The sequence below is a fragment of the Sediminicola luteus genome (genome assembly GCF_040566555.1).
Classification (GTDB): Bacteria; Bacteroidota; Bacteroidia; order Flavobacteriales; family Flavobacteriaceae; genus Sediminicola.
This window is the reverse complement of sequence record NZ_JBEWYP010000002.1, coordinates 258,527-280,490: the sequence shown is the minus strand read 5'-3', so window position 1 is coordinate 280,490 and position 21,964 is coordinate 258,527. Positions and strand designations below refer to the sequence as shown.

Genomic DNA, 21,964 nt, shown 5'->3' with positions numbered 1-21,964 from the left:
TACCAATCTCTTATTTATGCCGTAATTTTAAGACCCCCAGGAAACGGGCGGTAAGCGTAATATTGTAAGACCTCCTCAATGGCCAATATTAAAGCTTGGTTGATGGGAACAATAATGTTCCCCATTCTAAAGTCGATTTGTGAAAGATTCATATAGTAATCCATAAAAATGGGTACTGGCAGCCCCATGGATATATCTTGAGAAGCTTTTTGATAGTTTTCTTGTTGTCCTTCCTTAATTATTTTGCAGGTTGCCAAGCGCAACTGTCCCATCTTATCCCTACTGGCACCAAAACCAAAAAGACGACAGATCAATCCGCGGTATTTGTATTGGCCACAACTACCATTGTTGCCACCTAAAAGTGAAACGGGGTTGTACAAAAAACACTGGGCAGCGGAACGCTCCTTTAAGGTTCCCAAGGTTTCTTCTGCTTTTCCCAATAAAAAAAGATGAAATGCCCATGGTAGAAATTCCAGAGGGGAGGCATCAATATCCGGTTTGGTGCAACATTTTCCGCAGCCGGTGACACAATGTAGATTGGTGTGGGATTGAAATCCGGAAATCTCCTTTTCAAGTTGATCGTACAATGCTTCCACTGCCAATACCCTACTTTCTATGGTCATTTATTTTTTCGGCGAATGTACGCTATTAAATTTCATGATGAACACCAAGTACAGCCTATTTTTCGAAAGCTATAGTATTGATTTTCAGTAAGTATTGTTGTGGGTTATTGTTTTTCCCATCTTCTCATGGGCATGGCATCTATGGTGTTGAACAATTCTTTACACCCAAGAAATTTTGTTCTATGAAGTTTATTGCCACCATCCAAACCCACCAAAATGATCTCGAAGGGCGCTTTTGTTTTCTTGTATTTTTTGTACAGCCGCTTTGACTGCTGCCACCTCTGGTCTGCCAAGCCAACAGTATACCTATTGGGTTGTATTTGATACACTAGTAGTTTTCGCTCTTCCAACCCTTTTTTATGCGCATTTAATTCAGCCAACTGATTAATATAAACCTCTTCCGACAGATCGTTCACAAGGATCAATAATAGCCTATTTTTCCATTGAAAGGATGATGGATCCTGGGCCTGAAGGTTGTTAGCCCCAAGGACTATGAGTAGTAAGAACATAATAGCTATATGTGTACCCTTTCCGGACTGTTGAATTAATTTTTCGGTGTTCATAACCACAAGCTGTTAATTACTGGAGATAAAAAAAGCCCGTCTTGGAAACGGGCTGATGCGGTACTAAAAAGTTGAGATAACCGGTAAATTATATCACCGATACATTTACGGCATTCAATCCTTTTTTACCTTCCTTTAGTTCGAATTCAACTTCATCACCTTCGCGGATTTCATCGATCAATCCCGAAATGTGAACAAAGTGTTCTTTCTTTGAACCATCTTCAACGATGAAACCAAATCCTTTGGATTCATTGAAGAATTTTACTGTGCCTCTACCCATGATAAAAATTAATAAATATTCGTATTAAAAATAATACAAAAATTTAATTGTTTTATTTTTTGAATATTATTTTTTTTCGATAAGCTACTAACGCTAAGTGGGTTAATATGCTATTATTCGTTCATGAGCTGTTGAAGGAGTTCCACATATTTGCCCATATGAATACCATCAACAAGGCCGTGATGCACATGAATGGAGACGGGCATAGTTTGTATTCCATCGGTCTCCGTCATTTTGCCAAAAGATATTTTGGGAACACTGTCCTTTGTGGAAAATCTTCTGGCATGGGAGAAGGAAGTAAATTTCAACCAGGGCAAAGAGGAATAATGGACAACTGCGTCAGAGTTTGTAGCTGGCATTAAATCATTGGCATTTTGCACCCTTTTTATTTCTTTCTGGGCTTCCGCCTTAAAGGTTTCAAAATCTTGATAAAAATCAATATAACTAAACCCAAAAGTTCCATTTGGCCTTTGAATGGTGGCGGAGGCACAAATGGTATCATGAATCACCACCCTGTTCTGATCATCAATTCGGTATTTAAATTCAGGGATCTGGTTGACGGCCATGATGGATTTGTGCAAATACCACAGAAAGAAGGAAACCTGGGATTCTTTCGCCTTGGTATATGCAATGGAACAATCAATATCCACTGTTACCCCCCAAAATGGCTCTTCAAATCCGTTGAAAAAATGGAAGTGATCCTTTCTGTCCCAGTTCTCCAAGTCCAAATAAGTTTCCATGGTATGGATGGGTATTTAGTAAGCGGTTTTGTTTGACTTATGGGCCCACTGCTCAAAGACCTTCACCCCTTCTTTTCGAAGAAGGCTGACAAATTTAATCTCACGGTCTCCCATGTCCTTTTTTAACTCGTCATAAATGAATTGGTCATCGAACTGTATAGCTGCCGCATCCTCACGATCACATGCAAAAAATACTTGTTTGGGACGTGCCCAATAGATGGCTCCCAGACACATGGGGCAAGGTTCGCAAGATGTATATATGGTGCAATCATCCAATTGAAAGGTTCCTAGTTTTTCACAGGCGCGCCTAATGGCTACGACCTCGGCATGGGCGGTGGGGTCATTCGTTGAAGTCACCCTATTGTAACCTTCAGCAATAATCTCATCATTTTTTACAATGACCGCACCAAAGGGTCCGCCGGCATTGGCGTTCATTCCTTCTGCAGATAAGGCAATGGCCCTACGCATAAAATATTCGTCCCTCTCTGTCATGTTTTGATCTTTTTTTTTCTAAATAATTCTAGAAATAATAGGCTACAAAAATAGAAATGCGGTTTGGTTTACCTAGGATAAAACCTTAATTATTATCAACCTGAAATACAGGAGGATTACTTTTCCCCTTCAACATATGTCTTAAACCACTGGAGGTATCGTTCCAGACGATCTTTAACAAAAGATGGGCGCTTAATTCCATGGTGCTCTCCAGGATAAACAACCAATTGTGTCTCCCTACCCAATCTCTTCATGGCTTGGTACATCTGTTCGGAATTGAGGATGGGAACGTTCCAGTCCTTTTCTCCCCCTATCCATAAGGTTGGGGTTGTAATGTTTGCCACTTGGTTGAAGGGGGATATTTTCTCCCAAGCTTCTGCATTTTCCCATGGCAGTCCCAATTCCAATTCCCATGTGAGTTGATAGTGGTCATGACCATAATTGGATCGGTATAAAGCTTCACTGGCACCGGAAATGGCCCCTTTGAACCTATCCGTTTTTGTGATGACATAATTCGTCAGTATTCCGCCATAGGACCAGCCCCCTACTCCCAATTTATTGGGATCTGCATACCCTTGTCCTATCACATAATCTACACCGGCCATAACATCTTGATAATCCTTGTTGCCCCAATCTGCAATAAGGGCCTCCGAAAAGGCCTGGCCATAGCCAGAGGAGCCCCTGGGGTTGATTAAAAGAGCCACATAGCCATTAGAAGCAAATAGCTGGGGCTCTATGTCATATTCAAATTGATATTGGCTTACGGGCCCTCCGTGAAGCCAAAGGATGGTAGGGTATTTTTTGCTAGCGTCAAAACCAATGGGCTTTACCACAAACCCTTCTATTTCGGTGCCATCGGCACTCTTAAAATGTATTTTTTCAATGCTGGGCTTCTCCATCTTGTTCAGAAGTCCATCGTTTAGGGATGTAAGTTGTTTTAATGATTTGGTAAAATTATACACCTCGTAGGGTTGGTTTGCTTTACCCAAAAGAGGAAAGATACTTTCCCCTTTTAGATCATAATCTGAGATACTGATATCTCCTTGAATAACCCTTTTTAAATTTTTTCCGGCAGGGTCAATGGAAGCCAGAATACTAGTGCCGCTCTCTTCTAAAATAAAATAAATCAGCTTCCCGTCGTCCGAGAAGTTCGGCTTGCTGATATTCCTGTCCAAGGCTTCTGCCAACAGGTTCGGTTGTCCACCATCCACTGGGATAATAGCCAATTTTTGTGTGGCATACCAAATGGCTTTTTTATCCGTGACGGTTCTATAAACAATATGTTTGCCATCCGGACTCCAACAGGGATAAAAATCGGCATTGGGATTAGTAGTGACCTGGCGTAATGATTCCCCTTTATTCGTATTGGCCGTATTTACAATCCAGATGTCGGTGTTCGAATTTCCGTCCGGATTGTCCGATCTATTGCTGGTAAAGGCAATTTGGGTTCCGTCCGGACTCCAAACCGGGTCTTCGTCATCAAAATCGCCAGAGGTGATCTGCCTGGGGATAGAATCGCCAATGGTCATAACATAGAGATGGGTTCTGTAACTGTCTAAATAGCCTTGGTAATCTTGCTTGAACTGTAAGCGGTCTACCACATAGGGTTTCGCTTTTTTATCATCTTCTTTATCCTCTGTGAGCTCCTCGGGTTTGGGATCTTTAATTCGCAGCATCAATTCCCTGCCCTTGGGCGACCATTCATGGGATGTTACTCCTTGTGGGATTTTGGTGAGCTGTTCCGCCTCCCCGCCTTGTCGGTTCAGCGTCCATACTTGGGTTTTATCACCTTCCTTTTTAGATGCCAGAAAGGAGAGGTATTTGTTGTCTGAGCTCCATTTGGGCTCCGAGGCAGAATAACCTTTTGCGGTCATAGGGATCGCTTCTCCTCCTTTAGAGGGAACCATCCAAATTCGGGTCTCCCAAGCATCTTTCTTTAAGTCCATTTCAGCGACCGTAAACGCAACCCATTGTCCGTCTGGACTGATTACTGGATTTTTTACCGTTTTAAGCTGCATGAGCTCTTCAATGGTTACCGATTTCTTATCGGATTGGGCATCGCCCATCCAGGGATAGGCAAAAGAAATGATCAGGAGAAAAAGTGGAATACGGTTGGGTATCATAAAGACGATTTTTTTAAAAAAGACCATCCCCAAGATATAAAATATATGTGTTGTAATATCGTATTTCTGTAAACACATAAAAAGCAAAAAAGGCAGAAAAATTCTACCTTTTTAAAACCAATTTATTTATATTTTTTTGGAAAATTACCTTAAAACATCCTTGTATTTGGATGTGTCTGCCAGTAATGCGGTTGCCGCCAAGATGGCGTCATCATGACCCAGGTAATAATCATATAGGCCTTCCCTGTAGAAATAGCGCTTGATGATTTCATCCTCCAAATTTTTCTGAAGCTCGTTTTTGTACTTGTCCAAGGCAGTGAGTTTACTTTTGTTGATCTGTACCAACAAGTTTTTAAACCCCTCTTCTACCTCCGCCCCATAGATAGCCTTTTCTTCCGGCGTCATCACTTCTTTCAAAGCCTTTTCCGTTTTGGTTTCGAAGCTAAAAGAACTTTGGTTCACGTAGGTTTTGAAGGCCTCAAAGTTGTTATCCGTAAAATCAAATTCGGACGGGGCATTTAACTTATTTTGATAGTAATATTGGGTGGCAAAATCAAAAATTACATTGCTGTCCAATAGTCCTTGTGTCATGGCGTTGGTTCGTAGGGCGCTGATCTCTATATCTGGCAAAACCCCACCCCCATCTTGCACTTTACGACCATTTCGTGTTTTAAAGTCGGTAAACTTGCTATTTTTAACGGCTTTTCCATCGTCATCCCGGTTCCAGTAATCCAAGGATTGAATACACCTACCAGAGGCAGTATAATAGCGTGAAATAGTTACTTTTAACTGTGTTCCGTACGTGAGTTTCAAGGGTCTTTGTACAAGTCCTTTTCCAAAGCTTCTTGCTCCCATGATCACGGCACGGTCCAAATCCTGTAAACTTCCAGATACAATTTCACTGGCCGATGCACTTCGTCCATTGACCAGGACCACAAGAGGAATATCCTCATCTACAGGTTGGTTTTTGGTATGGTATTCCCTATTGAATTTTTTGACTTTGGATTTTGTAGTGACCACTAATTCGCCTTTAGGAATAAATATATTGGTCACATTGATGGCCTCGGAAAGTAGTCCCCCTGGATTGCCCCTGAGGTCCAATATTATTTTTTCAGCCCCTTCGTTTTTCAAATTTATCAGGGCCTCTTTTGTCTGTTCCGTCGCTTTCTGATTAAATTTTGCCAATACAATATACCCAGTTTTGGCATCCACCATTTTATAATAAGGAACAGCGTCCACTTCTATTGCTTCCCTAACAATAGTGGTTGTGTTTATTTGCCCCTGTCTTTTATAGGTTACCTCTACGGATGTATTGTTCGCCCCTTTTAAAAGTTCACTGCCATTATCCTTGAATTCTGAGATGCCAATATCCCCGATCTTGATAATTTCGTCCCCTGCCTTTAAGCCCGCCTTATCTGCGGGATAGTTTTTATAAGGTTCTATGACCACTAATTTATCCTTATAGGAACGTACTACCGCACCTATACCAGAATATTCTCCTGCGTTGTTGATCTTAAAAGCCTCAACATCCTGCTCGTTCAAAAACTTGGTGTAGGGATCAAGCCCTTCTAACATGTTTTTAATGGCATTGTCCATGAGTTCTGCAGGATTGGTCTCATCCACGTAGTTCATGTTCAACTCCTTGAACAAGGTGGTAAATATTTCTATCTGCTTTGCAATTTCAAAGAAATCACTTTTATAACTAGAGCCTACAACAAGAAATACCAGGGCAATTATGGGTATAAGAACCTTTTTTTTAATCGACATTTTCATGATTCTCTTTGGTTAAAAGTTTTTTTATAATGAGCTTAAAGCATGTTTCTAACTGCTCATATGTTGGCATATCTTTTCCAAGATATAAAAACATAAACGCATAGTCTCCCTCTATGTTGTTAAAAATTAAGGGTTTGTTCAAGCGGTAACATTCGCGCATCAGCCTTTTTATCCGATTTCGTTTTACGGCACTTTTAAAATTACGTTTCGATGCGGTAACTCCTGTTTTAATTTTAGAGCCGTCCTCATGTACGGTTTTAAGATAGATGAGTTTTACGGGATAATTGGAAACACTTTTCCCTTCAGCAAATAACCGTTCAATGAGCTTTTTACTCTTTAATTTTTCTTTTTTGGGGAATGTAAATGACATGGTGGCGTAAAAGTAAAAATAAAAACCACAGTTTCTAATTTATGACATTCATCATAGGTCAAAAATTCAAAGGAAGCTATTTTGGAAGTTGTTTTAATTGAGGTTATAGACACAAACAAAATTGAAGAAAATGGGAGAATTACACGTAGAGGCATTATTGAAAAGCCCAAATAATTCAAAATACATAAAACAGCTACTGACGGATATTGAAGCCTTGGAGCATATGTTGGAAAACGATATGTTCGAGAAAAGCCCCATCCGTATTGGGGCCGAGCAGGAATTCTGTCTGGTAGACGGGGCATGGCAACCTTCAAATAAGGCCCTGGAGATATTGGAGGAAATAAACGATTCTCATTTTACCACGGAAATAGCCTTGTACAATTTGGAGATCAATCTCGATCCCCTGCCATTAAAAGGCAAGTGTTTTTCAGATATGCACAAGCAATTGGATGACTTGTTGCAAAAGGCAGATCAGGTAGCAGAAAAACATGGCAATAGAATTATCCTTACTGGAATACTGCCTACCATTACCCAAAAGCAGTTGGATCTGCCCTACATGACCCCAATAAAGCGATATCAAATATTGAACGATGCCGTAAAGCAGATGCGAAAAAATGATTTTGAACTTCATATCAAAGGGGTGGATGAGCTCAATGTACACCATGATTCCGTGCTGTACGAAGGGTGTAACACCAGTTACCAATCCCATTTGCAGATAGATCCAGATGATTTTAGGGACACCTATAATTGGTCACAGGCCATTGCCGGACCCTTGCTGTCTATTTGTACCAATGCGCCCATGCTCATGGGAAGGGAATTATGGCAAGAAACACGAATAGCCCTTTTCACCCAAAGTGTAGATACGAGGGCAAGCACCTTTCTATTAAATGAAAGGGAAGCAAGGGTGAATTTTGGCAACGACTGGGCCAGAGGAAGCATAGTGGATTTCTATAAGGAATCGATTGTTGGTTTCAGGAGTATGTTGACCACAAATTTTGAGACCGATAGCCTAAGTGAACTGAAGGCTGGAAAAATACCAAAACTGAGGGCCCTGAACCTGCATAATGGCACGGTATATAAATGGAACCGACTTTGCTATGGGGCTGCCAAGGGAAAACCACATGTACGCATTGAAAACAGGTATATCCCCTCCGGACCTACCACTGACGATGAAATTGCCAATATGATGTTTTGGGTGGGTATAATGAAGGGAAGGCCCAAAAAGTACAATGACCTCCACACCAAAATGGATTTTAAGGATGTAAAGACCAATTTTTACAATGCGGCACGATATGGGATGGCGACCCAATTTTATTGGGACGGAAAATTAGTGTCTAGCCACGACCTGCTCTTGGACGTCCTCTTACCAATGGCATATAGGGGATTGTATGCCATGGATGTAGCCCCCGAAGATGCTGAACATTATTTGACCATCATTGAGAAAAGGATAAAATCATATAATGGATCCAGATGGACGGTAAAGGCATATCGAAAATTAATAAAAGAGCATAAACCCTTGAATGCATTGGCAATATTAACGGCATCTATGTATCAACAGCAAAAGAAAGGATATACCGTTGATGCTTGGGAATTGCCAAGGGGAGATGAACTCAGTTTCCAGGAAGAATTATCAAAAGTTGGTCAGGCCATGAATACCAAATCCATCACAGCACAAGAAAACGACAGTGCGGAATTGGTGTTAAAAATGATGCAGTGGAAAAATATACACCACGTGCCTATACTAGACGATGATTTGGATTTGGTAGGGCTCTTGACCTGGACGGATGTGGAGCAGTATTTGGGAAAACCAGGCGAGCTGGAACAGAGTATCCGGGATATCATGAAGACACAACTAATTACCATTACGGAGGATGAGCAATTGGTAAAGGCAAAGAGTATCATGCAATCCAAGGCCATTAATTGTCTTCCTGTGGTGAACGGAAAAAAATTGGTAGGCATTATTACCAGCAACGACCTGCATTCCCATTAACCATGAATGAAATTAAAAACAGGGTCATCGGGTATTTGAAAGGGGAACAGAAAGGACCAACCTTAGTTTTTTTTGGAGGAATTCACGGCAACGAACCCTCAGGATGTGAAGCCATCCAAAAGGTGTTTCAAAAGATAATAGAAGAATCATTGAGTCTTTCCGGGGCCATTTATGGAATAAGGGGAAACATACCGGCCCAATTACAAGGGAAAAGATTTCTGGAGAAGGATCTCAATAGGATGTGGACAGAAGACCAAATAAAGGATATCCTAAACAAGGAGGCAACTAAATTGGGTGAAGAGGAAAGGCAGTTGAGTGAAATATATGGGTTGCTTCTCCAAATCCTATCCGAGGAAGCACCTCCTTATTATTTTGTGGATTTTCACACCACATCCAGTAAAACCCTGCCCTTTATTACAATTAACGACGCCCTGATCAACAGAAAATTTTCATCCCTCTTTCCAGTACCTACTATTTTGGGAATGGAGGAATATCTGCAAGGCCCTTTGCTCAGTTATATCAATACCTTGGGATATCTTTCCCTTGGCTTCGAATCAGGGCAGCATACGGAAGAAGATGCGGTATTGAACAGCACCGCTTTCTTATGGTTGACTTTGGTTTTCAGCGGAGTGTTGGCAAAAGACGATGTAAAGGGGTTCTCTAATTATTACTTGCAACTTCGGAATTCGGCAAAGAACAATCGTACGTTTTACGAAATCATCTATCGTCACAGTATCACACCTGAGGACGAGTTTACAATGATAACAGGTTTCAACAGTTTTGAAAAAATTGCCAAGGGCCAGGTGATCGCCAGGGAAAAGGAAGGGGAAGTAAGAACCCCTAGAGCTGGAAGAATTTTTATGCCACTTTATCAAAAGCAGGGGGAAGATGGATTTTTCCTGATCAAAAAGATCCCTTCGTTTGCATTGAAACTTTCTTCCTTATTAAGGGGAATTCGTATGGATGCCCTCCTCACCATACTCCCAGGGATAACATGGGAAAGCAAAAAAAATGGTGTGCTTTTGGTGAACCTGAAAACGGCAAGGTTCTTTACCAAACCATTTTTTCACCTTTTCGGATATAGAAACAGGGTGCTGGACAAGGATCGGATTTTAATGACCAATAGAGAACGGATTGCGAAGACCTCTATGTATAAAAATACGCCTTGGTTCAAAAAAGAACCCCAATTAAAACACCTGGAATAGGGTTTTAATTGGGGCGGTATAAATGATCCTTAATAGTACAGTAATTAGACTATTTAGGAATTTAATTTCTATTGTGCTTCTTTTTGGTAGACATTATTGTCCCTATTGATATCTGCCATCAGTTCCGACGGATCCAGGACAATGGCCTTTACTTCACTTACCGGTTTGTCAATAGTGAAATCATAGGTTGGATATGCCCATGGCCAATCTGGCAAAATTGTTCTGCTCAAGGAAGCATACGGATTTTCTTTTTCACCCCTCATCATTCTTAAAGGCGCATAGAACGTTTCCTGACTTCCATCTTCATAAACAACAAGTATATCCTGTGGCATTGGCATAAGGCCAATTCTCTCCAAGGTCACTTGGGTCTTTCCGTCCATTTCCTTAACGGATTTTACGCCATAATCAATAGTATTGGTAGTCTGTGTCCAATCGGTCAAGTACCAATCCAGCTCTATGCCCGAGACTTTTTCAGCACTTCTTTTGATATCGTTTGGGGTAGGGTGTTTAAATTTAAAGTCGTCGTAATATTTACGAAGGGCTTCCATTAATTTGTCCTGCCCGATCACATATCCCAATTGTGCCAAAAAGATTTCCCCTTTGCTATAGGCGGTAACCCCATAGGCAAAATTTAGGTCGTAGCGATCAGAATGCGTGGTCTGTGGCTGTTCCTTTCCAGAGGTGGCTAATCTATAGTAGCCCTTATAGGCACCCTCAAACGGATTGTCCTTTTTCTCCCCCATAAACTCGTTCATGTAAAGACCTGAAATAAAAGAGGTAAAACCTTCATCCATCCATTCATGCTTGGACTCGTTGGAGGCCAAGATATGCTGGAACCAGGAATGGGCCATTTCATGGGCCGTAACCCCTACCAAACTTCCAAATTTACGTTCTCCCGTTATCAAGGTACTCATGGCATATTCCATTCCGCCATCTCCCCCTTGTATTACGGAGTACTGGTCGTATGGGTATTCACCTATATTTTTACTAAAAAACTCCATCATTTCAGCAGTCTTGGGCTGAAGTTTTTTCCAGTTTTCAAGAATTTCAGGGTTGTTCTTATAAAGGAAATGAAGTACTGGTCCGTCTTTTACCTGTAAGGTGTCATGAAGGTATTCGGGATCTGCGGCCCACATAAAATCGTGTACCATGGGCGCTTTAAAGTGCCACGTCAATGTCTTTCCTTTTTGCTTTTTTACTTTGGTTCCAGGGGCTTGGTATCCATGACCAATTTCTTGTGGGTTCTGTAAATACCCTGTTCCTCCAACCACATACTTTTTATCTATGGTCAAGGAGACATCAAAATCTCCCCATACGCCGTGGAATTCCCTGGCGATATAAGGATCGGCATGCCATCCTTCAAAATCATATTCAGCCAATTTTGGGTACCATTGGCTCATGGATAGGGCAACACCTTCGGCATTGTTCCTTCCTGATCTTCTTATTTGAACGGGAACCTGTCCTTTGAATTCCATTTCAAAGGTGGTCTTAGCACCTGGTTGGATCGGATTTGCCAATTCAACAACAAGAACTGTCCCTTCCTCTACAAAGGAGGTTGCTGCCCCATCTTGGGTTAGGGAAGACACCCTTAGATATCCTATTTCTTCCGGGGTAAGAGAGGCGATCCTGCTTTTGCCATCCACAAACATCCTACCGTCCGGATCTGCAATATTTTGAAGTCTCACGTCCATTTCACTACCGGGTTGGAAGGCATTGAAAAAGAGGTGGTAATATACCCTGTTCAAAACATCAGGGGAATTATTGGTATACACTAATGTCTGTGTTCCGGTATACTGGAAGTTTTCAACATCCATATTTACCTTCATGGTGTAATCTACATGTTGTTGCCAGTAACTGGTATTGTTTTGCGCCCACAAAGAGGTGGACATTGAAATTATGGCCACAAATAGCCCTAACACTAAACCTTTATTATCCTTCATTTGTTATAGTTTGATTTTTCCTTTTGATACTTGTTCTGCCAATATCAAGGCATTGTAGGCATTGGCAATTTTTCCAGATTTGGAAATTTTATTAAATGGTGATGTGTTTGATGGATCACCGTCCAATACAACGGATGTGTTGGTAGAAATCCCAGACTGCATGATGATTTTTTTCACTTGAGGGGCGCTGAGGTCTGGATATTGGGAACGGATAAGTGCCGCTATTCCTGCAACTGCTGGTGCCGCCATAGAAGTACCTCCCAAAAACTCGTATTCATTGTTTGGGACAGTGGAGTAGATAGCCGCTCCAGGAGCAAAAACATCTACATTGATAACCCCATAATTTGAAAATGAGGCTACCATTTCCCCACCATATTTACTCGTTAAAGCACCAACGGTAATTACATTGTCCGCTATTTCAGCTCCGTTGTTGATCTGATCGTTGGGAAAGTTTGAATTCTTTGGGTCATCCAAATTAAGTCCGTCGTTTCCTGCTGCATGAACAAAAAGCACGTCCTTTGAGGCCGCATATTTTATGGCATCGTATACCCATTCCGCATTTGGCGAAAAGGCCTTTCCAAAACTCCCGTTGATGATTTTAGCACCATTATCCACCGCATAGCGTATGCCCAAGGCTATATCCTTATCGTATTCATCTCCATTGGGCACTGCACGGATGCTCATAAGAGCCACGTTGTTTGCCACACCATTGGCACCTTTTCCATTATTGCGCTCCGCGGCAATAATCCCAGCGACATGGGTACCGTGACTTTCGTCTTCCACCCTGTTGTTTGGATTACCATTGCCATAGGCAGTATCCATTAAATTATAAGGGTCATCACCAACCACGGTCCTGCCATTAAAGTCCACGTTGAGGTTGTAATTAAGGCTTTCGGAAAAATGTTTGATTCCTCCTTCGAGCTCCTTCATAACTTCAGGGATGCTCTCTCCATAATTGAACATTTGGAGCAAGATCCCTACATTTTGTTGCATGGCAGTGTCATCTGTTTTGATGGCCGCCAAATCTGCTTTTGTATATTCCTCTTTCCCCAATTCGGCTTTTACCGCAACGTCGGCATTCTTTACAGCTTGGAAGATCTGCTCGTACTGTTGCTTGCTCTGCAGGGCCTCTGCATAGGCGATGTCCAACTTGGCCTTCGCCTTGGCCTGTAAAGTGGCATCACCAATCTTTTTCGCCACTATTCGGGTGTGTTCCAATTGCTCGTTGTAAGATTCCCCCAAAAAGTTGTAGCCATGGATATCGTCTATATATCCATTATTATCATCATCAATCCCATTTCCGTCTATTTCAGCCGTGTTGGACCACATAACAGCTTTAAGGTCTTCATGGTCTAGATCTATCCCTGAGTCCAGAACTGCTACAATTACCTTATCCCCTTTTTTGGAGCCAATAATTTCGTTGTAGGCCCTATCCACGCTCATACCGGGTATGGTATCGAGCAATAGATCAGCATGACCCCAATTTTTCTTTTGTGATTCTGTAAGCTCCGTGACTTTTAAAGGAACGGCATCTATGTTTTCAATAGGAGTAGAGATCAATCCGGTTGAACTGCCACAACCTATCAAAAAAATTGAGGCAGAACAGAACCCCAAAAAAGATTTAGAAAATGTAATTGTCATATGTTATAATGATTTGTTTGAATTAGTTAAAAATTGAATCAAAAGAATGAACCTCATTTAAGCGCACCCCTTTTTCTGTTTGTTGAAGTGTGCATATTTCATTGTGCGCATCGTGTTCCAAAAATATATGGAAGTCATTATTGGCGGCATTGTCCAGAAAAATAGCCTTTTCACCCATGGTCAATAATGGCCTTGTATCATAACCCATTACATAGGGTAAAGGAATATGGCCTGCCGTGGCAAGGAGATCTGCCGCAAAGACTAAAGTTTTCCCTTTGTAATTTATATGAGGTATCATTTGTTTATCCGTATGCCCATCCACAAATAGGATACCAAAGCCAAGCTCGGATTTTTCCATAAATGGGGTGTTGCTCCTTTCAATGAATTTAAGCTGCCCACTTTCTTGCATGGGCAACAGATTTTCTTTTAGGAAGGATGCCTTTTCCCTGGGATTTGGATTGGTGGCCCATTTCCAATGGTCTTCATTGGTCCAGAAAGTGGCATTTTTAAATGCGGGTTCGTAGCCTGTTCTGTCCTTGTTCCATTGTACACTTCCCCCACAGTGGTCAAAGTGTAAATGGGTCATGAACACATCTGTAATGTCGTCCCTGTGAAAGCCTACCTTTTTTAAGGAACTGTCCAAAGAATGGTCGCCCCATTGGTAATAATAACTGAAGAATTTATCGGACTGTTTATTGCCCATTCCCGTATCGATAAGGATCAAGCGGTTCCCATCTTCAATTAAGAGGCACCTTGCTGCAATATCGATCATGTTATTGGAATCTGCCGGATTGGTTCTGTTCCAAATGGCCTTTGGTACGACCCCGAACATGGCCCCTCCGTCCAATTTAAAATTCCCAGCTTCGATAGGGTATAATTTCATAGGTTGAAAAACAATTGACGCAAATTAAGCAAAGCAAATAGTATTTTGTTCATAAACCGTAGTTTATTAGTGGTTTTTTAACATTTTTCTACTAATTTTCCAACGGATTTTCAATCATAGATTTCCCCAGTAAAAAGGGGATTTTAGTAGCGGGAATTTTAGGTATTACAGTCTCCGCTTCCTTAAAATTTTCGAGGGTTGGCCAAACCGATGATTTGATGGAACATTTGATTTAATCGACTTAAGATGGATGAAATAGTAGAGCAGGTATTGCATCATTTTAAATTGCCACTGGAAAAACCTGTGCTCATTTTTTCGTTGATATTATTTGTCATTTTGATGGTCCCCATCCTAATGAATAAATTAAGGATACCGGGAATCATAGGACTGATTATTTCTGGAGCCATTATTGGTCCAAATGGTTTTAACTTATTGGAGAAAAGTCTTTTTGTGGATTTGTTTTCCACTATCGGACTTCTCTACATCATGTTTATTGCGGGATTGGATCTGGACCTTAATGATTTTAAGACCAATAGGAACAAAAGTATTTGGTTTGGGCTTTTCACCTTCAGCATCCCTTTGGGGATTGGTTTTCCGGTGTGTTATTATTTTTTGGAGTACGATTTTGATGCGAGTTTATTAACGGCAAGCATGTTTGCCACCCATACCCTGGTAACCTATCCTATTGTGAGCAAGCTAGGGATCACCAAAAACCAGGAAGTGGCCATTACAGTGGGCGGAACAATTTTAACCGATACTGCTGTGCTTATTATTTTGGCAGTGCTGGTAGGGTCCCATGAGGGCAACTTAACGTATGTTTTTTGGCTTAAACTCCTCATTTCACTCTCCATTTTTATGGTGATCATGTTTGGGGTGGTCCCTCGGGTTTCCAAGTGGTTTTTTAAAAAATTGGAAAGCGAAAAACACTCCCATTATATTTTTGTTCTGGCGATAGTCTTTTTTGCGGCATTCTTGGCAGAATTGGCCGGGGTAGAACCTATTATTGGTGCCTTTGTGGCCGGTCTGGCTCTAAACAGGCTTATTCCTCACTCTTCTGTTCTTATGAACCGAATAGAATTCATTGGCAACGCCTTATTCATCCCTTTTTTCTTGATCAGCGTGGGGATGTTGGTAGATTTTAGGGTGATCCTGAGCGGACCAACAGCCCTAATCGTAGCAGCGACATTAACCATTGTGGCTATTTTTGGCAAATGGTTGGCGGCTTTTTTTACACAATTGATATTTAAATATTCCAAACTGCAAAGGAGGCTCATTTTTGGCTTGAGCAGCTCCCATGCCGCGGCAACCCTGGCGGTTATCTTGGTGGGCTATAAGGCTCAAATTTTGGATGAAAACATATTGAACGGTACGGTGATCCTGATTTTGGCTACCTGTATTGTAGCTTCTTTTGTTACGGAACGTGCAGCAAAAAACTTGGTGGTTGCCATGGAGGACGAGACTTATTCCCACAACAAAAGCCAAGAAATAAACGAACATATCCTATTGCCAATAGCCAATAATATCAACTTGGAAAAGGCTTTGGATTTTGCCCTGCTCATCAAGGATAAAAAATCTAGTTACCCTCTTTCCATTCTTACAGTGGTTCCCAATAATAGGGAAGCGGAAAGAAACATTACTCGGGCCAGACAGAAGTTAAAGCAATTGATAGATCATGCCACAGCCTCAGAAACACGGGCTGAGGTAATAGCGGCCATAGATTTCAATATTTTTAGCGGCATTGCCAGAACGGCCCGGGAAATAATGGCAAATATTATTATTCTTGGTTGGCCGCAACGCACGGGAATTATCGATCAATTTTTTGGAAAGAAATTGGAAGTCCTGCTCTCCAACACCGACAAAACGGTCTTTGTTTGTCATTTTGAACAGCCTTTGTCCAACCACAAAAGAATTGTTGTTGTTTTGCCACCCTTGGCAGAATTGGAAAAGGGATTTGATAATTGGATGGGTAAACTAACCAAACTAGCATCCGAGCTGGGAATAAGTATTTTATACTATTGCAACCCTGAAACTGAGAATGCCATTGAGAGATACACAAAAAGGCACAAAATCACCCAGAAAAACAAGTTTCAGATTCTTGAAATTTGGGAATCAATTTTGGAAGGGAATCATCCTATAGAAAGAGATGATCTTTTGCTATTTATTTCGTCTAGAAGAAGTGGTATCTCCTATCTGTCCATGATGGAGAATTTACCCGCAAAACTAGAAGAAAAGTATTCGCGCAATAGTAAAATAATTATATACCCCTAGCCTAAAAAATTTACACTTTTTCTTCAATTGGCTGTAATACATTTATCAATTGTTGCGCAAAGTAGATCATGGCCTTAATTTCCTGCACACTTAACAAACGCTCCTTTTTTTGGATCAATAAGGTAGTGCCGTTGGATTCAACATGGTAATAGGGATTGCTCTCAAAAAACAAAATGAGCTCATCGGAGAATAGATTTTCCAATTCAGGAACGTCCTCTCCACTAAGATAGAAACGTTTGTTGAAATCTGAATGGTTCTCTATGTCTATATCTTTAAAACCTGCCAGGTGATATACAAAATGAAGTAGCCCTTCCCTGTCCAGAGAAAAAATGGGAATGGGTTTTTGTAAATGCACATGCACAATGGTAGTTTTCACAACTTCCTTGGCTATAAACTCCCCTTCTGTAAACTCAACATCGAACACATTAAATACGCCATTGGGATCGGATAAACGGTTGTATAAGTAGTTTATTTTTCGGGTTTTGAAAAACACAAAATGATCCAGAAAATGGGTGTTGGAGCTTTTCTTGGGGATATAGTTCCAATGGTATTCTTTCGCAGTAGCTTTTAGATGGTTCTGGCGTTTTGTGAAATAACGCTCTATGGGTTTTAAAGTTCTGAATGGGATAATTTTTCGAATGGCAAAGGGGTGAATGGAATCTGCCTCATGTTTATCCAGACCTATAATTTCCAAGCTTCCACCTTTACCCGTAAATGTGTCAGAGTAATTTTCAAGCCCCTCCATAACCGTGTGGTCCACAAAACTACACATAGAAAAGTCCAAAATGACATCTTGGGTTTCGGGAATCATATCCAGTTTATACTTCAGCTTATAGAAATTTAGAAAGCTGCAAAAATATTTGACACTTACATAATAGTTTCCTCCGATTTGTTCTTTAAAAAGCAACACATTCGGTTTAAACAAATGGCTAAAGAACAATCCAAAGCTCTTGTTTATCAAAATGTGGATCAAAATGGTGATCAGGATTCCTGCACTAATTCCAGTAATCAGATTGGTAAACAAGGTGGTGATCAAGGTGGTGAGAAAAATGATGATCTGCTCTTTTCCGATTTTGGCTATTTTTCGAAAGTTTTTTGGCGTGGCCAATTTATAGCCCGTATACACCAGGATAGCGGCCAAGGCAGCCAATGGGATTTTTCGTAACTGTTCTTGAAAAATTAGGACAAAGAGCACCAGGAACAAGCCATGAAACAGATTTGATGTCCTGTTGGTTGCTCTATTGTTCACATTTACGGAACTTCTCGCTATCACGGTGACTACATTCAACCCTCCTAAAAGTCCACTTGCTATGGTTGCCACCCCCAATGCCTTTAAATCTTTATTGACATTGGACCTTCTGTTCTCCGGGTCTAATTTGTCCACTGCCTTAATACTCAATAAGGACTCGATGCTCGAAATTAAAGTGATGGCAAAAACAACGATCAAAAATTCTTGCTTAAGGACCAAGGAGAAATCTGGAAAAGCCAAATTAGAAAACACATTTTTAGGAATATCTACCAAAAAGGAAGCTCCCATTGGATACGGGATATTCATCGGCACCAAAATATAACTAAATCCTACCGTAAGGATCAAGATCCACATGGGAGCAGGAATAAGTTGGAAGTATTGATTCCTAATTTTAGAATAATAGATCATTATTAAAAGACTTAAAATCCCTATCCCTCCCGCTACATGTTCGGCGGTATTGTCAGAACTCAATAGGTTCACGATCCCATTGGGAATTTGAAGCAAAAGCGATAAAATACTGCCATGCTCATTATTGTGGCCTATCATGATATGGAATTGCTTGGCTAGGATCCCCAAACCTATGGCCGAAAGCATTCCTTCAATGGCAGAGGCGGGAAAGAAATCTGCCAACCTTCCCATTTTTAAAAATCCTAAGAGTAGCATTAGGCCTCCAGAAAATACAATGGCCGCCAACGTAAATAGATATCCTTGGTAGAGGTCTCCGTCGGCGAGCGTGGTTATGGCGCCCAATAATACAATGACCAAGCCGTTGCCGGGCCCTGTAATGGTCACATTGGAGCCTCCGAGAATAGACACGACGATACCACCCACAACAGCGGCTATGATACCTGAAATTGGGGGTGCGTCACTCGCTATAGCTAACCCCAATCCTAGTGGCAGGGCGATAAGGGAAACCACAAATCCTGAAAAAATATTCTGAGGTAAGGAGTGGATAAAGTTTTTGGTCTGGTTGGTTTTTTTTGAAGTCAAAGTTAGTTTCGTATAATCAATAAATCGGTTGGTAAATCTGATAAAATATATTCAATGTCATGTGGAAAAATACGGTCAAAAATGGTCGATTTTGATGGTGCGTTCATGACCAATAGGTCGGCACGGACCACTTCGGCATAATGGCCAATGGAGTACCCCCTCTTTCCAAAAATACTTTGATTCCTAATTTTTATGGACTGGGTGTATATTTTTGGGAGAGCGCCTACGATTTTACGAACCCTGGATTCCTCCCTGTTCTTTAAGCGTTCTTTTATTATATAGGCCTTTTTAAGAGAACGGTGGTCCTCAACGTCCACATGTATCTCTTTGTTTAAAATTTCTTCAACAATGGTAATTTGTTTAGCGCCTAAGGTATTGGCCACATAAAAGGCATTGGCGATAGTATTTGCGGTATCTGGGGCATTTAGGCCATTTACCACCAAATGGTTGCAGGCCACGCGTATCTCGGAAGGTCTTATAAGCAAGAGAACGGAACATGAAACCTGTCGCGTTAATTTCCTGGCAATAGAGCCCACATAAAATCGGTACATATTTTCATGTTGTAGTGCTCCCAGTATTAAAAGATCAATCTTGAATTCATCGCAGGCCTTGCGAATCGTCTTAATTGGCTTCCCTTCTTTCCATTGAATATCGATAGGTAGACCCTCGGTGTCTATTTCCTGTAATAAGGCATTTATTTCATTCTCTTTCTTCTTGGTTTTTTCACCAACATGGAGCAATATCAGCTTGGCATTAAAAAAATGAGCGATACGGATAGTCTCCAAAAGATTTATATTAAGTTTTGGCGAAAATGCAAAACCAAATAAAATTTTCCGAAAAGATTGGTGACCATTGTACATAAATCCTGTTTAGGCCCCAATATACCAAATAATAAACTAGAGGCTGCCTACGATGTGTTAGAGCGCACATTTTTAAAATAAAAACATTAAATTTCACAAAAAAAATTGAATGGTTGAATTAGCAGGAATTATCATACTTGGAATTATAGCCCAATGGGTAGCGTGGCGATTAAAACTACCTGCTATTTTGCCTCTGATATTAATTGGTCTTTTCGTTGGTCCTGTATCCACACTTTTTACTGATCATGGTGAAAAATGGATAGAACCTATTTGGAATGGAGAAAAGGGATTGTTCCCTGGAGATGGTCTCTATTATTTTGTTTCCTTGGCCATTAGTATTATTCTATTTGAAGGCGGACTCACATTGAAGCGATCCGAAATTGCAAATGTAGGACCGGTGATCACCAAATTGATAACCCTGGGCTCAGTGGTGACGTTTTTTGGTGCAGGTGTCGCTGCCCATTTTGTATTTGGATTAACCTGGCAAGTTTCTTTCTTGATTTCGGGACTTATCATTGTTACAGGCCCCACAGTTATAACACCAATCCTCAGAAATATCCCCCTAAAAAAAGATGTCTCTGCGGTTTTGAAGTGGGAGGGAATACTAATAGATCCCATTGGTGCATTGGTGGCGGTATTGGTATTTGAATTTATCAGCGTTGGTGAGGGTGAGGCCTATACGCAAACCGCCTTGATCGAGTTTGGGAAAATTCTCCTTTTCGGAACTACCTTCGGATTTACCTTTGCCCATGCCCTGGCCTTTGCCATTAAAAAGAATTTTATCCCACACTACCTTCTCAATGTGGTTTCCCTTTCCGTAGTCTTACTGGTCTTCGTGGAATCGGATATATTTGCACATGAATCCGGCCTATTGGCCGTAGTGGTTATGGGGTTGGTGATGGGAAACATCAATCTTCCCAATCTAAAGGAATTATTATATTTCAAAGAATCCCTGAGCGTCTTATTGATATCCATTTTGTTTATACTGCTGGCAGCAAATATCAACATACAAGAATTGGAGCTAATTTTTAATTGGCAAATGGTTGTGTTGTTGGCCATCATCGTATTTGTGATCAGGCCCTTGGGCGTATTTCTCAGTACGGCTGGGTCCGACTTAAAATTCAAGGAAAAATTATTCATCAGTTGGGTAGGTCCCAGGGGTATTGTTGCTGCAGGTATTGCTTCGCTTTTTGGATCCAAGTTACTTGCCAATGGCGAGCCGGGGGCCGAATATATAACCCCTATTGTATTTACCGTAGTTTTGGGAACGGTGCTGTTAAATGCCACTACGGCCCGGTTGTTTGCCAAAATGGTTGGGGTGTTTCTGACGAAATCTGAAGGGATCTTGATCATTGGGGCATCAAAGGCCTCTAGGTTGATCGCGGGTTACCTGCAACAGAACAAACGACATGTTGTCTTGATAGACAACAACCAATCGAATATAGATAAGGCAAAAAAAATGGGATTGGAGGCTATGACAGCCAATATTTATTCCGATTCTTTGACCGATAATATAGAATTGAACGATATGGGATATTTAATGGCCCTCACCGGAAATTCAGACATCAATATGTTCGCCATTAAAAAATTCAAGGACCAGTTTGGCGAAAATGGTTCCTTCCGGTTGGTAACGGGAGATGAAATGAATGACCCGGAAAACAACCCCAAGGAAGGTCTTTTCTCCCATACAGATGATTTTATTAAATTGATGGAAGCCTCCAGAAAATATCCCTCCATTCATGAAATTGAACTTAAGGACAAGGAACATTACGAGGGGTTGATAGAGATTACCAAATCGGATAAAAACATGGTGCCCATATTTCTAAAGACGACGAGTGGCGATCTTAAGATCATCCCTTCTTTCAGCAAGGAGTTTGAAGATATAGCCGAAGGATCCAAGTTAGTGTACCTCGGCAAAATGTTGGAATCAGATAAAGATAACACTGGGCCGCATGAAGACAATTAATTCAATAA

Annotated in this window: 17 protein-coding genes; 4 read left to right on the top strand and 13 right to left on the bottom strand. The window is 41.1% G+C overall.

What is annotated here, in order from left to right:
• Positions 1–14: 14 nt before the first annotated feature.
• From ABXZ32_RS04935 to rnpA, 8 genes are all read right to left on the bottom strand, one after another.
• Positions 15–623, bottom strand: coding sequence for a YkgJ family cysteine cluster protein (locus ABXZ32_RS04935; RefSeq protein ID WP_354617559.1), 609 nt, complete (start codon positions 621–623; stop codon positions 15–17).
• A gap of 104 nt (positions 624–727) precedes the next feature.
• Complete coding sequence (locus ABXZ32_RS04930) at positions 728–1,186, bottom strand: DUF4174 domain-containing protein (protein ID WP_354617558.1); 459 nt, start codon at positions 1,184–1,186, stop codon at positions 728–730.
• An 88-nt stretch (positions 1,187–1,274) separates the two neighbouring features.
• Positions 1,275–1,466, bottom strand: a complete 192-nt coding sequence (locus ABXZ32_RS04925; RefSeq protein WP_354617557.1) for a cold-shock protein — start codon at positions 1,464–1,466, stop codon at positions 1,275–1,277.
• Positions 1,467–1,579: 113 nt separating this feature from the next.
• Positions 1,580–2,206: a chloramphenicol acetyltransferase gene (locus ABXZ32_RS04920; protein ID WP_354617556.1), complete on the bottom strand. Its 627-nt coding sequence runs from the start codon at positions 2,204–2,206 to the stop codon at positions 1,580–1,582.
• A 15-nt stretch (positions 2,207–2,221) separates the two neighbouring features.
• The gene (locus ABXZ32_RS04915) at positions 2,222–2,698 is read right to left on the bottom strand and encodes a nucleoside deaminase (RefSeq protein ID WP_354617555.1); all 477 of its coding nucleotides are present in this window, start codon (positions 2,696–2,698) and stop codon (positions 2,222–2,224) included.
• Positions 2,699–2,814: 116 nt separating this feature from the next.
• Positions 2,815–4,821, bottom strand: coding sequence for a S9 family peptidase (locus tag ABXZ32_RS04910; protein WP_354617554.1), 2,007 nt, complete (start codon positions 4,819–4,821; stop codon positions 2,815–2,817).
• 144 nt (positions 4,822–4,965) lie between these two features.
• Positions 4,966–6,594 carry a S41 family peptidase gene (locus tag ABXZ32_RS04905; RefSeq protein WP_354617553.1) on the bottom strand — a complete coding sequence of 543 codons (1,629 nt, stop codon included), beginning with the start codon at positions 6,592–6,594 and terminating at the stop codon, positions 4,966–4,968.
• Positions 6,578–6,964 (bottom strand): ribonuclease P protein component, encoded by a 387-nt coding sequence (rnpA, locus tag ABXZ32_RS04900; RefSeq protein ID WP_354617552.1) that lies wholly within the window; start codon positions 6,962–6,964, stop codon positions 6,578–6,580. Before rnpA ends, ABXZ32_RS04905 begins: the two co-directional genes overlap by 17 nt.
• A gap of 130 nt (positions 6,965–7,094) precedes the next feature.
• On the opposite strand from rnpA, the gene ABXZ32_RS04895 reads away from it, so the two are divergent.
• Together ABXZ32_RS04895 and ABXZ32_RS04890 are read left to right on the top strand one after the other, a co-directional pair.
• Entirely contained in the window at positions 7,095–8,954 is a 1,860-nt protein-coding gene (locus tag ABXZ32_RS04895; RefSeq protein WP_354617551.1) for a CBS domain-containing protein, read from the top strand.
• A 2-nt stretch (positions 8,955–8,956) separates the two neighbouring features.
• Positions 8,957–10,159: a succinylglutamate desuccinylase/aspartoacylase family protein gene (locus ABXZ32_RS04890; protein ID WP_354617550.1), complete on the top strand. Its 1,203-nt coding sequence runs from the start codon at positions 8,957–8,959 to the stop codon at positions 10,157–10,159.
• A 68-nt stretch (positions 10,160–10,227) separates the two neighbouring features.
• Here the strand turns inward: ABXZ32_RS04890 and ABXZ32_RS04885 are convergent, their stop codons facing one another.
• Genes ABXZ32_RS04885 through ABXZ32_RS04875 form a run of 3 tightly spaced genes read right to left on the bottom strand, consistent with a single transcriptional unit; the run spans position 10,228 to position 14,623 of the window.
• Positions 10,228–12,048 (bottom strand): M1 family metallopeptidase, encoded by a 1,821-nt coding sequence (locus ABXZ32_RS04885; protein ID WP_408016791.1) that lies wholly within the window; start codon positions 12,046–12,048, stop codon positions 10,228–10,230.
• A gap of 54 nt (positions 12,049–12,102) precedes the next feature.
• On the bottom strand, positions 12,103–13,740 hold the full coding sequence (locus tag ABXZ32_RS04880; RefSeq protein WP_354617548.1) for a S8 family peptidase: 1,638 nt from the start codon (positions 13,738–13,740) through the stop codon (positions 12,103–12,105).
• Positions 13,741–13,762: 22 nt separating this feature from the next.
• Positions 13,763–14,623 (bottom strand): MBL fold metallo-hydrolase, encoded by an 861-nt coding sequence (locus ABXZ32_RS04875; RefSeq protein WP_354617547.1) that lies wholly within the window; start codon positions 14,621–14,623, stop codon positions 13,763–13,765.
• 246 nt (positions 14,624–14,869) lie between these two features.
• Here ABXZ32_RS04875 and ABXZ32_RS04870 point away from each other — a divergent pair, with 246 nt between their 5' ends.
• Positions 14,870–16,891 carry a cation:proton antiporter gene (locus ABXZ32_RS04870; protein WP_354617546.1) on the top strand — a complete coding sequence of 674 codons (2,022 nt, stop codon included), beginning with the start codon at positions 14,870–14,872 and terminating at the stop codon, positions 16,889–16,891.
• 10 nt (positions 16,892–16,901) lie between these two features.
• Here ABXZ32_RS04870 and ABXZ32_RS04865 read toward each other — a convergent pair whose 3' ends face one another.
• Complete coding sequence (locus tag ABXZ32_RS04865; RefSeq protein WP_354617545.1) at positions 16,902–19,130, bottom strand: SulP family inorganic anion transporter; 2,229 nt, start codon at positions 19,128–19,130, stop codon at positions 16,902–16,904.
• A 2-nt stretch (positions 19,131–19,132) separates the two neighbouring features.
• Positions 19,133–19,990 (bottom strand): universal stress protein, encoded by an 858-nt coding sequence (locus tag ABXZ32_RS04860; protein ID WP_354617544.1) that lies wholly within the window; start codon positions 19,988–19,990, stop codon positions 19,133–19,135.
• 109 nt (positions 19,991–20,099) lie between these two features.
• Here ABXZ32_RS04860 and ABXZ32_RS04855 point away from each other — a divergent pair, with 109 nt between their 5' ends.
• Positions 20,100–21,956, top strand: a complete 1,857-nt coding sequence (locus ABXZ32_RS04855; protein WP_354617543.1) for a cation:proton antiporter — start codon at positions 20,100–20,102, stop codon at positions 21,954–21,956.
• Positions 21,957–21,964: the final 8 nt, after the last annotated feature.

What these genes read in the sequence shown, in the direction of transcription:
- ABXZ32_RS04875 (WP_354617547.1), bottom strand. Translation starts at nt 14,623, where the DNA reads ATGAAATTATACCCTATCGAAGCTGGGAATTTTAAATTGGACGGAGGG.
- ABXZ32_RS04915 (WP_354617555.1), bottom strand. Translation starts at nt 2,698, where the DNA reads ATGACAGAGAGGGACGAATATTTTATGCGTAGGGCCATTGCCTTATCT.
- ABXZ32_RS04910 (WP_354617554.1), bottom strand. Translation starts at nt 4,821, where the DNA reads ATGATACCCAACCGTATTCCACTTTTTCTCCTGATCATTTCTTTTGCC.
- ABXZ32_RS04920 (WP_354617556.1), bottom strand. Translation starts at nt 2,206, where the DNA reads ATGGAAACTTATTTGGACTTGGAGAACTGGGACAGAAAGGATCACTTC.
- ABXZ32_RS04880 (WP_354617548.1), bottom strand. Translation starts at nt 13,740, where the DNA reads ATGACAATTACATTTTCTAAATCTTTTTTGGGGTTCTGTTCTGCCTCA.
- ABXZ32_RS04885 (WP_408016791.1), bottom strand. Translation starts at nt 12,048, where the DNA reads ATGTCCACCTCTTTGTGGGCGCAAAACAATACCAGTTACTGGCAACAA.
- ABXZ32_RS04905 (WP_354617553.1), bottom strand. Translation starts at nt 6,594, where the DNA reads ATGAAAATGTCGATTAAAAAAAAGGTTCTTATACCCATAATTGCCCTG.
- ABXZ32_RS04860 (WP_354617544.1), bottom strand. Translation starts at nt 19,990, where the DNA reads ATGTACAATGGTCACCAATCTTTTCGGAAAATTTTATTTGGTTTTGCA.
- ABXZ32_RS04855 (WP_354617543.1), top strand. Translation starts at nt 20,100, where the DNA reads ATGGTTGAATTAGCAGGAATTATCATACTTGGAATTATAGCCCAATGG.
- ABXZ32_RS04890 (WP_354617550.1), top strand. Translation starts at nt 8,957, where the DNA reads ATGAATGAAATTAAAAACAGGGTCATCGGGTATTTGAAAGGGGAACAG.
- ABXZ32_RS04930 (WP_354617558.1), bottom strand. Translation starts at nt 1,186, where the DNA reads ATGAACACCGAAAAATTAATTCAACAGTCCGGAAAGGGTACACATATA.
- ABXZ32_RS04925 (WP_354617557.1), bottom strand. Translation starts at nt 1,466, where the DNA reads ATGGGTAGAGGCACAGTAAAATTCTTCAATGAATCCAAAGGATTTGGT.
- ABXZ32_RS04895 (WP_354617551.1), top strand. Translation starts at nt 7,095, where the DNA reads ATGGGAGAATTACACGTAGAGGCATTATTGAAAAGCCCAAATAATTCA.
- ABXZ32_RS04870 (WP_354617546.1), top strand. Translation starts at nt 14,870, where the DNA reads ATGGATGAAATAGTAGAGCAGGTATTGCATCATTTTAAATTGCCACTG.
- rnpA (WP_354617552.1), bottom strand. Translation starts at nt 6,964, where the DNA reads ATGTCATTTACATTCCCCAAAAAAGAAAAATTAAAGAGTAAAAAGCTC.
- ABXZ32_RS04935 (WP_354617559.1), bottom strand. Translation starts at nt 623, where the DNA reads ATGACCATAGAAAGTAGGGTATTGGCAGTGGAAGCATTGTACGATCAA.